General features: G+C 59.5%; 11 protein-coding genes and 3 pseudogenes. 6 read left to right on the top strand and 8 right to left on the bottom strand.

The annotated features are described in order from the left end of the window. The 5 genes and pseudogenes from EOA85_RS02340 to EOA85_RS40045 all read left to right on the top strand — a co-directional run. Positions 1-111, top strand: a pseudogene (locus tag EOA85_RS02340) (IS630 family transposase); the annotation flags it as partial. A gap of 383 nt (positions 112-494) precedes the next feature. Further along, entirely contained in the window at positions 495-1,259 is a 765-nt protein-coding gene (locus EOA85_RS02335; protein ID WP_127208199.1) for an isoprenylcysteine carboxylmethyltransferase family protein, read from the top strand. A gap of 696 nt (positions 1,260-1,955) precedes the next feature. Next, positions 1,956-2,465, top strand: coding sequence for a Mu transposase C-terminal domain-containing protein (locus EOA85_RS38570; protein WP_245485574.1), 510 nt, complete (start codon positions 1,956-1,958; stop codon positions 2,463-2,465). Beyond that, positions 2,441-3,322: pseudogene (locus EOA85_RS02325) on the top strand (TniB family NTP-binding protein). Before EOA85_RS38570 ends, EOA85_RS02325 begins: the two are co-directional and overlap by 25 nt. Further along, positions 3,319-3,549 carry a TniQ family protein gene (locus EOA85_RS40045; protein ID WP_189522657.1) on the top strand — a complete coding sequence of 77 codons (231 nt, stop codon included), beginning with the start codon at positions 3,319-3,321 and terminating at the stop codon, positions 3,547-3,549. The pseudogene EOA85_RS02325 and the gene EOA85_RS40045 overlap by 4 nt, the downstream one beginning before the upstream one ends. On the opposite strand, the gene EOA85_RS02315 is transcribed toward EOA85_RS40045, so the two are convergent. Continuing rightward, complete coding sequence (locus EOA85_RS02315) at positions 3,501-4,148, bottom strand: hypothetical protein (RefSeq protein WP_127208198.1); 648 nt, start codon at positions 4,146-4,148, stop codon at positions 3,501-3,503. The two genes, EOA85_RS40045 and EOA85_RS02315, sit on opposite strands and share 49 nt — an antisense overlap. Before the next feature lie 391 nt (positions 4,149-4,539). On the opposite strand from EOA85_RS02315, the gene EOA85_RS02310 reads away from it, so the two are divergent. After that, a complete protein-coding gene (locus EOA85_RS02310) occupies positions 4,540-4,779 on the top strand; it encodes a hypothetical protein (RefSeq protein ID WP_245485573.1) in 240 nt (79 codons plus the stop codon). Between the two features lie 92 nt (positions 4,780-4,871). Here EOA85_RS02310 and EOA85_RS02305 read toward each other — a convergent pair. The 7 genes and pseudogenes from EOA85_RS02305 to EOA85_RS02275 all read right to left on the bottom strand — a co-directional run. After that, positions 4,872-5,092: pseudogene (locus tag EOA85_RS02305) on the bottom strand (recombinase family protein); the annotation flags it as partial. 164 nt (positions 5,093-5,256) lie between these two features. Further along, positions 5,257-7,209 (bottom strand): acetoacetate--CoA ligase, encoded by a 1,953-nt coding sequence (locus EOA85_RS02300; RefSeq protein ID WP_127208197.1) that lies wholly within the window; start codon positions 7,207-7,209, stop codon positions 5,257-5,259. A 256-nt stretch (positions 7,210-7,465) separates the two neighbouring features. After that, positions 7,466-8,170 carry an ABC transporter ATP-binding protein gene (locus EOA85_RS02295; RefSeq protein ID WP_127208196.1) on the bottom strand — a complete coding sequence of 235 codons (705 nt, stop codon included), beginning with the start codon at positions 8,168-8,170 and terminating at the stop codon, positions 7,466-7,468. Then, positions 8,163-8,921, bottom strand: a complete 759-nt coding sequence (locus tag EOA85_RS02290; RefSeq protein ID WP_127208195.1) for an ABC transporter ATP-binding protein — start codon at positions 8,919-8,921, stop codon at positions 8,163-8,165. Before EOA85_RS02290 ends, EOA85_RS02295 begins: the two co-directional genes overlap by 8 nt. Continuing rightward, positions 8,914-9,846 (bottom strand): branched-chain amino acid ABC transporter permease, encoded by a 933-nt coding sequence (locus tag EOA85_RS02285; protein ID WP_245485572.1) that lies wholly within the window; start codon positions 9,844-9,846, stop codon positions 8,914-8,916. Before EOA85_RS02285 ends, EOA85_RS02290 begins: the two co-directional genes overlap by 8 nt. After that, complete coding sequence (locus EOA85_RS02280) at positions 9,846-10,709, bottom strand: branched-chain amino acid ABC transporter permease (RefSeq protein WP_245485571.1); 864 nt, start codon at positions 10,707-10,709, stop codon at positions 9,846-9,848. Before EOA85_RS02280 ends, EOA85_RS02285 begins: the two co-directional genes overlap by 1 nt. 67 nt (positions 10,710-10,776) lie before the next feature. Next, a complete protein-coding gene (locus EOA85_RS02275) occupies positions 10,777-12,036 on the bottom strand; it encodes an ABC transporter substrate-binding protein (protein WP_127208193.1) in 1,260 nt (419 codons plus the stop codon). Positions 12,037-12,047 lie beyond the last annotated feature (11 nt).

The raw sequence follows: 12,047 nt of genomic DNA, 5'->3' as shown, positions 1-12,047 counted from the left end.
GCCGAGAGAACCATCAAGGCTCTGTGGGACGTGGTCGGCGCGGTCGTCGACCTCTTCACCCCAGCCGAATGTGCCAATTACTTCAAAGCCGCAGGATATGAACCGGATTAAACAGGACGTGCTCTAGGCCCCTGAACATCCGTTCCGAAACGGCACAATGCGCCAATACCGGTCATTCCGCTCGCTCCTCAATTAGCGATCGCTCGCTCTCACCCGGACTCGACCTATTTGCGGTTCTGAGAGCGTGGAGCAGCGGCTTTCCATGGTGGTGCGGGGCTCCGATGTAAGATCCTCGCTCTCCCGCGAGCTGGACGCGCCTAAAGCACGCGCGATCAGCCCGCGTTCAGGTAATCTTGCGCTTCACAAGCGCCGCAGCGGTTTGCCTGCCCACGAGTTAGGGCCCGGCGATCCATCGACCCCAAAAAAACCACAGCTCTATGAATTCCGTGTCGCGCCGGAACTTTGATTTTCACCTGCGTTCATGAGGGCTTTCGATGAAACTTAGAGACCGCTTCGGTCGTGACGGTGCTTTCCTCTTTCGGTGGCGCAGCTATTTGCCCCTCCTCCTGTTGGGCTTTGCGATCCCGGCCCTGTTCCAAACCGTTCAGGTGGAGCAGTATATGGGCGCGGCTCTTACCCATGTGTGGGTCTATTTCTGCATCGCGGTTTCCTATTTGGGCCTACTGGTTCGCTGCCTCTCGATCGGCTTTATCCCCGCCGGCACTTCCGGGCGCGGCACGAAGCGCCTGAGAGCCGATGTTCTGAACACCACCGGCATTTACTCAATCGTCCGCAACCCGCTATATCTTGGGAATTTTCTGGCGATGCTCGGCATCGCCATGTCTCTGATGGTGTGGTGGCTGGTCGCAGTGTTTTTGCTTGCGTATTGGCTTTATATCGAACGCATCATCTGGACCGAGGAAGAGTTTCTGAGCGCTAAGTTCGGGCAAAGCTACGACGAGTGGAGCGCGCGGACGCCGGCCTGCATTCCGAATGTGTCGCTCTGGAAATCCGCAGATCTTTCCTTTTCCCTGAGGACGGTCCTCCGCCGTGAGTATCACGGCGCGCTGGCCATCGCCGCAGCCTATTTCTGCCTCGAGGCGATCCTCGACCTCGGCATCGAACGGCAAGGCTGGAGCGAATGGGTGGTGGAGGACCATGTCTGGATATATCTGTTTCTGACCGGCATCATGGTCTATGCGATGCTCATGATCCTGAAGAAGCGGACAAACCTTCTCTCGGTCCCGGGGCGTGAGTAGGCGTTGATGCCGCGTTTAGGAGTGGCGCGCGGCTGACGCGTGCGTCGCCCCATTGCGCCTGTCCGGTCATTCATAGGCTTTTCCGAAGCGGAAATCGCCGGGCTTGGACTCCGCGGCAACGTGTGCTTACCGATCCGTAAGCTCTCCGCAAAGCAGCCGAAAGCTTTAGTCCTTAGGGGAAAGGGACCGCCGGGCCCGTCGCCCAGCGGCGTAACACGCCCTCCAGGTTATCGACCAGCCTCTGCCTGCTGCATTCGATATTCGACAAATCCGCATGGCTGAGGGAGCGGGAGATCGTCGAACCGTGGCCCGTCGCTGGCCTGCCGGAAACGCTGCACGTGGACAACGGCGCCGACTTTCGCAGCCGGGCCTTCAAGCGAGGGTGCCAGGACGCAGGCATCGCAATCGATTGGCGCCCGCCAGGCGAGCCACATTTTGGCGGCCACATCGAGCGCCTTATCGGAACGCAAATGGGGTCGCTGCACCTGCTGCCCGGGACGACGTTCAGCAACGGAGGAACGCGAATACGATTCAAAGCGGCATTCCGCACTCACGCTGCGCGAACTCGAGCGCTACATCGCCCTCGACATCGTGGGATCCTACCACCAATCGATCCATAGCAGCCTTGGCCGGCCGCCGATCGCGGTCTGGCGGGAGCACGAGGGCGAAATCCCGCTTCGACTGCCGCAGGATCGGATGCGGTTCTGGCTGGCGTTCTTGCCCGAACAAGAGCGCACATTGCGGCCGGATGGCATCCATCTCTTCAAGTTGCGGTACTGGTCGCCGGCGCTCACCGCCGATGTCGGCCGAACCGGGCGGCGGCTTCTCGTCAAGTATGATCCGCGTGACTTGTCGCGCATCTTCGTAAGGCGGCCATCCGGCAGCTTCGTGGAAGCACGCTATGCCGATGTGACCTTGCCGGCCGTGACCCTTCGGGAGGTAATGACCGCTCGACGCACGTTGCTGGAAAAAGGGCGGAGCGAGGTCAACATGCGCACAATCATGCGGACCGTCATGGCGCAGCGTGAACTCGTCGACGACGCGGTAAAAAAACGGCTGCGGTCCGGCGCGGGAAGACCGATCGTCCGAAATCCAAGGTGGATGATGGCGGATGGGGCTCGCTTCGCGGAGTCGATTCCAGCAAACCCGTACCCTTTGTCGAGGATACGGATTGAACTGACATGGATGATGAAATCTCCCACCTGACACCCGCCGCCGCGGCGCTTCTCGCCGAAAGCGATGAGCGGCGCATTCGGGCGATACGATCGCGTCGATGGGTTCTCTATCCGCGAGCCAAGCAGGCCCTTGATCGTTTGAGCCGGCTCCTCGATCATCCGCGCGGCACGCGCATGCCTTCGGTCGCAATTTATGGCGACAGCGGTATGGGCAAAACCATGATCATGAAGAAATTCAGGGACGAACACCCGCCAAGCTTCAGTCCGATGACCGGCACTTTGAGAACACCGGTTCTCGCCATGGAGATGACCAGCCGGCCCGGAGAACGGCGGTTCTACGCCGAACCGCTTACCCTGCTCGGAGCACCGCAACGGCCACGCGCCGACATCGCCCAAATGGAGCAAGCTGCACTGCGGATCATGGAGGCTATTGGCGTGCAGGTCCTGGTCATCGACTAGGTGCACAATATCCTCGCCGGGTCCTACCGCGAGCAGCGGATTGTGCTGAACACGCTGGGCTTCCTCAGCAACCGTCTGCAGATTTCGCTCGTCTGCTTCGGAGTCAACGAGGCGCGAGAGGCGATCAACGGCGACGTCCAGTTGGCGCGCCGGTTCGAGCAGTTCACCTTGAGCCGATGGGCAGCAAACGAACAATTCGAAAATCTCGTAGCGTCGATCCTTCGCAACACGCCGCTTGAAAAGCCATCCGTGCTCACCGCGAAATCGTTGCGCCGAATGCTCCAGATCACCGAAGGCATCACGTCCAACATCTTTCACATGATCAACAATCTCGCCATTGACGCCATCAAGAGCGGTGGCGAGCGTATCACCGACGAGGCAGTTGAGAATTGGGCGCCGGAGTTCAATTCGGAAGCGGCCTTCGCATGATGCGGGAAGCGACGCCACGGCAGTTGCCCGTAAGTTTGCCGCCCGTCGCCGGCGAGCTTCTGTCATCCTGGATCAGCCGTCATGCTGCATTCTACAGCATGCCGCCAATCATCATGCTCCGCCATTGCCTGCCAGCAGCTTCGTCATTGCGCGCCCCGGACCTTCATCTGACCGACGATCAGGCGCGCCGTCTCTCGAACATGTTCGCCGCGCCGGTCACGAAATAGCGACCGCCGCCTTCGCCCCGCCCGCCGCGGCCGCATCGGGCCACAACGAGCTCGAAGTTGCGCGCGGAATTGGAACCGGCGCTGCGAACATGCGCAGTATCGATGCTGATGACGAACTCTTTGCGTCGATCGCCGGGAAGCTGCATTTCAAGCTGGCGTCGTTCGTCCGTTTGCGCCCTTGCGTGCAATTCTTCCTCAGCAACCTGATCGTCGAGCCGTTCGCCAATCCTGATGGTTCGCTTGCGCACGGTGGCATGCGTCTCGGTCGGCTCAACGGGCAGGAATTCGGCAAGCACTCTCGCAGCCTGCCGGTACGGCATCATGCTCCCCAGCCGCGCCGTCAGTTCCATCAGCTCGGATGTCGCTCGATCCGGGCAGATCTCCCGCAGCGGCGCAAAGGCATCGACCATGCCTGGGTAACAATCCCGACACAGCATCCAACGAGGATTGCGCACCTCCACGATGCCAAAGACAGTCCGGATCCGTCGCGTCGTGTAGTCCTTGACCGGCCGAAACCTGTGGCAATCCGGGCAGACCCGACGAAAGAGGGAATACGTCTCCGCCTCATGGTTCACGACCGCGCTCTGCAGCGCCGCCATGATGGTCTTGCTGTCCTCGATCGACAGGCCGAGGTCGCCGTCAAACAGACGTTCCCAGCTCTTGTCGATGCGGACCGCCTTCCGGCAAACGTCACCGAACTCGTTCCTGCCCTCGATCGTGATCGTCCATTCCACCGCCATCGCTTTCCCTCCGAACAAAGCGGCGCTCATGGACTACGCGGGCCTAACAACCTGTATTCGACCCCAGGGAAATTACCGGTCTCCGATCGGAGCGGCCGCATTCTTACGGTTAAGTGCCAAGCGACACCAGGATCCACAACCGGATCAACGAGACGCTGTTCGACAGACCGCAAGATTATGCCCCCGCTTCACCACCAAGCCCAGCGGCGGCATCGACCCGCGGCCGTGGTGCTAAGGGTTCTACGCGGCCATGAATCTCAACATCAAACGCTGGAAACGGCTACTCGACCTCAAGAACCCCAACCACGGCCTGCTGCTGCCGATCCTGATCTACTGCGTCGACAAAAAGGGGCGGCCCGTCCTCGGCAAACCCAGGCCGGGACCCGAGACCGCGCACTTCATCGAGCACGAGGCCTACAAAGATATCGCCCTCGTCATCCCCGCCCTTCGCGAACTCCATTATGTCACCCGTTATGATAACCCACAGTGATCGCCCCGGCGCGCCGACTAACGGCTGACCGCCATACACGCATCAGGCGGCTTCGGGAAAGGTGCCTCGACGCACCGCTTACCGAGCTGAGCGACGGTGGTGCTGACATCAATCGCGTTGCGACCGAGACGATCAAGCTTGGTGACGACCAGGACATCGCCATGCTCCAAACGATCGATCAGGCGGCGGAAGCCTAACCGCTGGGCAATGGCAGTGCTGCCGGAGATGGTTTCGGAGACGATGCGACGGGATTCGACATGGAAGCCCCGCCGACTGGATTTCCAAGATCTGGTTGTCAAACCGTCTGGCCGATGGAGACGCGGGCATAGGCTTTGCAATCTGCAAAGTGAGATTGCTTCTGATAAGGAAACGGAATTCGTAGGCGGGCGCCACTCCGCTGCTACAACCCCCGTCGTTACCTTGCTTCGTGATGCCGAAATACATTCGAGTGGCCATGATGTTTGCTCCAGACCCTTATTAATCACTGCAGAGTGCCTCCAGCCCGGAATAGAGCTCCAGCGCTTCCGGGTTGGCCAGCGCCTCCTTGGTCTTCACCGACCGGCCGTGGACGACTTCGCGCACGGCGAGCTCGACGATCTTACCGGACTTGGTGCGCGGAATGTCGGCGACCTGGATCACTTTGGCCGGTACATGACGCGGTGACGCACCGATGCGGATCTTGGTCTTGATCTTCTTTTCGAGATCGGCGTCGAGCGTCAGGCCCGGTACCAAACGGACGAAGAGGATAACCCGGACGTCGTCGTCCCAGTCCTGGCCGATGCAGATGGCCTCGGCGACTTCATCGAGCTGTTCGACCTGGTTGTAGATCTCGGCGGTACCGATGCGCACGCCGCCGGGATTGAGGGTCGCATCCGAGCGGCCGTGGATGATCAGGCCGCCGTGTTCGGTCCATTCGGCGAAATCGCCCTGGCACCAGATATTGTCGAAGCGCTCGAAATAAGCCGCGCGGTATTTGGCGCCATCAGGGTCGTTCCAGAAACCCACCGGCATGGAGGGGAAGGCTTTGGTGCAGACCAGTTCGCCCTTCTCGCCACGGACCGGTTTGCCTTCATCGTCCCAGATGTCGACTGCGAGGCCGAGGCCCGGCCCCTGGATCTCGCCCTTCCAGACCGGCTTGACCGGATTGCCGAGCACGAAGCAGGAGACGATGTCGGTGCCGCCGGAGATGGAGGCGAGCTGGACGTCCGGCTTGATGCCTTCATAGACGAATGAAAAACCTTCCGGCGAAAGCGGCGAGCCGGTGGAGGTGATCAGGCGCAAGTCGGAGAGATCGTGTGTCTTGAGCGGCTCGATGCCGCCCTTGCGCACCGCATCGATGTATTTGGCCGAGGTGCCGAAGACGGCGAAGCGTTCCTCGGCTGCATAGTCCCACAGGATATTGCCCGACGGCGCGAAGGGCGAGCCGTCGAACAGGCAGAGCGTGGCGCCGCTCGCCAGACCCGAGGCCAGCCAATTCCACATCATCCAGCCGCAGGTCGTGAAGTAGAAGAGGCGATCACCATCGCCGACGCCGGAATGGAAGCGGTGTTCCTTCAGGTGTTGCAGCAGCGTGCCGCCGGCAGAATGAACGATGCATTTCGGCACTCCGGTCGTGCCCGAGGAGAACAGGATATAGAGCGGGTGGGCGAACGGCAGCGGCTCGTATTCCACGGGCCTCGCGGTGAAGGGGATGGTCGCGGCATCCATGGTGCGGCCATCGGCAAGCGATGCGGCCAGCGCTTCGGCGTCGCCGGCGTAACCCACGACCATGACGGGGCAGCCGAGCTTGGGCGCGACGTTCCGGACCTTGTCGGAGACGTCCTGCAGCTTGCCGTTGTACCAGTAGGCATCGCAGGTGATGAATAGCCCCGGCTCGATCTGGCCGAAGCGGTCGAGCACGCCCTGCTCGCCGAAATCGGGCGAGCAGGACGACCAGATGGCACCGATCGAGGCGGTGGCCAGCATGCAGGCGATTGTCTCCGGCATGTTCGGCATCATGGCCGAGATACGGTCGCCCTTGCCTATGCCCATCGCGCGGAAGGCTTGCTGTAGCTTGGATACGGTGGAATGGAGCTGATCCCAGCTCCAGCGATAGCTCATCTTGTCCTCACCACGGAAGATCAGCGCGTCTTGGGGACCGTGCTTGATCAGGAGGTTTTCGGCGAAGTTCAGGCTGGCGTCGGGGAAGAAGCGAGCGTGGAGCATAACATCGCCGTTGATGAGATCGCGTGGCCCGGGCTGTCCAATCACGCCGCAATAATCCCAGACGGCAGACCAGAAAGTGCCGCGTTCATCGATTGACCATTGATGAAACGCATCATGGTCGGGTAGATCAGCCTTGTAGGTACAGGTGCAGAATTCGCGAAACCTCGTGATTGCGCTCGTGCGAATCTCGTCTGCGCTGGGCTGAAATAAGGGTGAGTCGATCATCGACGAGTTCCTTTGAACCAAATATTATTGGGCCGCGGTGTAGATAACAGGCCGATGCGTCGCAGGCGCCCAACACCACCAGATTTCGCCTTAGTGCCACTAGGTGCCTTCTCGGCGTTTAACCGAACAGATTAACGCCCGCGTCCCGACAACACGCGAGCGCCTTGATCGCCAACCCGCCAGGATGAACAGAGGTTAGTTGCGCCGCGATAAGCACGCAGCGCGGCCTCGACACACGTCCTGCATCTCGGGACAACTAGCCTAGGTAGGACGCGATGACGGCAGGATCGTCCCTTATCTCTGCTGCTGGCCCGGACAGTGCAACGCGCCCCTGCTCAACGACGTAGGCATGTTGTGCATACTCAAGCGCAAGCATGGCGTTCTGTTCCACGATCAGCACACCGATCCCGCTTTCGCGCGAATAGTCGCTGATGGCCGAGATGAGCTGCTCTTCGACCATAGGGGCGAGGCCAATGGACGGCTCGTCAAGCAAAAGCATCTTCGGTTGCGCCATCAGTGCCCGGCCAAAAGCAAGCATCTGCTGTTCACCGCCGCTCATTCGACCTGCTTGTTGTTTTTGACGGTTGGCGAGCACCGGAAAGAGCTCGAAAATCCGCTCCAGCGTCTTGCGCCGCCTTGTGGGATCAGGCCGAACGGTTGCGCCGAGCAAAAGGTTCTCTAGGACCGACAGTTTCGGAAAAAGCTCACGTCCCTCTGGCACAAGAGAGATGCCCTTGCGCACGATGTCATCTGGTGCAAGCCCATTGAGCTTTGCACCGTCCAATCGGATTTCGCCGGAGGCGAGTTTGACGAGACCGCAGATAGCATTCATCAGGGTCGTCTTTCCCGCGCCGTTGCTGCCGACAACCGCGGTCACTTGCTCAGTGCTGGCCGTAAAGCTCATCCCATTGAGCGCGCGGACGCCACCATATTCAAGTACGAGATCTTTCGCCTCAAGCATCACTATTCCTCTTCCGACCAAGATACGCCTTGATCACTTCAGGATGACGTCCGATTTCCTCAGGCGTTCCTTCCGCAATGACGCGGCCAAAATTCAAAACGGTGATCCTGTCACACAGACGCATCACCGATTTCATGTCGTGCTCGACGAGCAAAATCGAGATTCCATCTGCTCGCAGTTGTTCAACCCGTGTCGAGACTTCTGCCTTTTCGGTTGCATGCAGCCCTGCCAACGGTTCGTCCAGGAGCAGTATTCGAGGGCGGGTCGCCAGCGTGGTTGCGATGCTTAGTACGCGCCTCAAACCACCTGGAAGGTTTCCAGCAGGCTCATTGGCGCGTGATGCAAGCCCCATCCGCTCCAGTGCCTCGAACGCAGCAATATTGATCTTCGCGTTCTCTCCGGTCGGTATCCATCTCTTAGGGTTCCACGCTGACCCCTGTGCAGCTCGGACGCCGAGCGCCACGGCTTCAAGCAGGGTTCCTGAAGTGTAGACCCTCGTAAGCTGAAATGTTCGAACCAGGCCCAGCCTGGCAATACGATGCGAGGGGAACCCTTCGACGCGAACACCATCCAGGCTGACGTCACCGGCAGAAGGTTGCAAGCTTCCGCTTATTAAATTCATCGTCGTCGACTTGCCCGAGCCATTCGGCCCGATAAGGCCGCGGATTTCGCCCCGTCCGAGCTTGAGCGACACTCCATCTACCGCTTTCAAGCTGCCGAAGATCTTGCTTAAATTATTGATCTCAAGCATTTTTAGCCCTCCAGACCATGAGGCGGCCACGCGCCCATTGTCCGAAGAGTATTGCGATGATGACAAATACGCCCCAGATCATCGGGACGAATTCAGGGACAAATCTGAAGATTTCTTCGATGAGCGTAAGAAACAGCAGTCCGAGAATTGGACCGGAAAAACGGGTCGTGCCACCGATCACACAGGCCGCGACGACCTTGAACATCAGCATCGCATTTATATCCGATGGCGAGACGATGCCGTTGTAAGTGGCGAACAAACCTCCCGCTATTCCGGCGCCGAATGAGCCAAGTATGAACGCCAAGGCGCGCAACGCCCAGGCATCGATCCCGATCGACGACGATAGTGCCTCGTCCTCGCCGACAGCCTTGATCTTCAAGCCGGCGTCGGAGGCATCCAGTGACGCGTAGAAGATGCCCAACAAGACCAGCACAGCGGCCACCAGGCATAGGAACTCCAGCGTCGACGACGGATTAGGCAGGATTTCAGGCCGCTCGATAAAGGCGATGCCCGATGTGCCGCCAGTGATTTCCCGGAACTGAATGAAGCATTGGCGCAGTGCCTCTCCCGCCGCAAAGGTCGACAGGAAGAAGTAATATTGGCGGGTCCGAAGCACGGGGTAGGACAGCAGCGCTGCAAATAGCGCCGCGAACAATCCTCCTGCGACCGTTGCCACCAGCACCGGCAGGCCGAATGGCGGCTTCGAAAGGATTGCAACGGAGTAGCCGCCGATTCCCATGATGGCGATATGAGCGAACGACCAACCTCCCATTGTCGTGATGGTGCGATACGACAGAACCAGGATGGAAGTCATGCCGAAAAGCACGAGGACACCAAGCATATAGTTACTGCCGACGAAGCCGCCGACGACAAGCGCGGCGCCCAGTGCGCACACGGTCATTAAATCGCGTCGGAACGCACTCATTATTCCTTCTCCCCGAACAGGCCAGATGGCTTAACACTCAGGACGAACAGCATGACGGCCGCGCTCGTGAGAGCGAGAAAACGTCCGGCACCGAACTGAGACATGAGGGTATCGAGGACACCGAAAATAGCAGCGGCAGCAACCGCGCCCCAGATGTTGCCAATACCACCAACGATGATGATGATGAACGCCTTCCATAGCGTACCCGCGCCCATGTAGGGAGAGATCTGGCTGATGGGACCCATGGCCGCACCGCATATGCCCGCAATCGACGATCCGAGGATGAGCGTGAGTCGGCCCACCTTCTCGGTTCGTATACCTTGCAAGAGGGCGCCACGCGGATTTTGAGCCACAGCGCGAATGCGCCGGCCTGCCTCGGACCTCATGAGGAATACCCACAGACCGGCTGCTAGTACGACGGCTACCCCAATGACGACGAGTCTCGATGCCGGAAGAATGGCGCCGCCGAAGTTCACGACGCCTCGCATCGGCGGGGCGATCGAAAGACCAACGGGCCCAAAGATTTGAACGACAATCGTCTGAATGACATACGACAACGCAAGCGTTGATATGAAAATCGCCAAAGGCTTGTCGCCGAGTGGCACGACCATGGTTCTGTGTAGCACCAGGCCGAGCAGCCCGGTCACCGCCGCCGCAACGATTGCACCGATGGCCCATGCGACTGGACCACCCACCTGGGGTGAGAGAGTCGAAATACAGAGATATGTTGCGTATGCGCCGATCATGAAGAATTCGCCATGGGCGAAATTTATGATTCGCATCACGCCGAAAACCAATGCCAGACCGAGGGCGAAGCAAAGGTAAAAGGACGTGAGCGATAGGCAATTCAGTAAGATTTGCATCGGGTCAATCACCTGAGAGAGGTCGGAGTAGCCGCGGCACGTCCGCGGCCACCTATGCCGATAAGCCTCACTTTGCCGAGACTTGACCGCCTTCAGAGAGTGCTGGCAGCGCTGCGTCTTTGTGAGCGTTCCACCAGGCAGCAACATCAACGACGGCGGTAACCTTTACACCACCCTTGTCGTCCGTCACGTAGACCGGGAGTGGAGTCATCAGCCAGTTGTTGGCACCGAAGATTTCCGATCCACCCCAGCGCGAAGGTCCGAAAAGCGGCTGATCCACGGTATCGCTTGCGAAAAGCGCGTCGCGCACGCCTGCGCCGGTGGGATCTGAGGACTTCTGAATCCCCGCCTCGATGGTTGTCATCGCTGCGTAGGCGACCGATGCGAGCGCCGACCATTCCTTCTCGCCGAACTTCTCGACGTAGGTCTTATAGAACGCCGACACGCGCGGGCTGAAGTTCGGCTCGGAAGCATCGACGACATAAGCGCTGAAGATCCGGCCAGCTACTTCTGCAGCCGGGACACGTTCCGTTACCAAGCCCATGGTCCAGCCTTCGCTGCCGTAGAGACCCTTGTAGCCCAACTGCTCCATCGCCTCGACGAACAGGGCCTGCTGTCCAGGTGTGAAGCCCAGCTCGACGATAAGGTCGGGATTGGATGCCATTACCGGCGTGGCCAGGCCGAGCATATCCGACGTTGATGCCGGATCGTAGGGCTGCGAGTAAACGATCTCGGCGCGATCCAGGTAGGGAGCCAGGCCTGCCTTGTAATAAGCAAGCGCCGCCTGGCCGAAAGAGTGGTCTGCCGTTACGATTGCGACACGCTTGATCTCCGGCCGGCTCTCCAGGAGATGGCTGACAAGAAACATGTATGACGCCGGTGAGCCGGTGACCGAACCGATGAGGAACGGGTACTTCGGGCCGAGATAGCCGGCACCATAGCTTGTTGTCAGAACCTTGTTTTCGGTGGTGATCTCGGCGACGGCCTGGCGTGACGCAGGTGTAAAGGTCTGGAGAATGAAGCTCACTTTGTCATCAAGAATTGCACGGCGGAAAGCGTTCAGCTCATCACCGGCTGTGTAGCAATTGTTGTCGTAGCCGGTTACCTCAATCTTATGCTTCTTGCCCGTTGCGTCGGCGATACCGCCGTTCGCGTTGAATCCTTCGGCCCAAATCTGAACACCGCGAGTAATCGGAACGCCCCATTGAGCGCACTCGCCTGCCTGTGGCTGGACCACTCCAACTTTGATCGTATCTTCGGCGGCCGCCGAAGTTCCTAGAGCACCGGCAAGTGCGCCGGCGATCAGCAGTCTTGTAAGCATGTTCATTTCACTTCTCC

This window comes from Mesorhizobium sp. M5C.F.Ca.IN.020.29.1.1, from assembly GCF_003997375.1.
GTDB lineage: Bacteria > Pseudomonadota > Alphaproteobacteria > Rhizobiales > Rhizobiaceae > Mesorhizobium > Mesorhizobium wenxiniae.
Note: the sequence above shows the minus strand (reverse complement) of the source record. Positions and strands in the feature narration are given on the sequence as shown.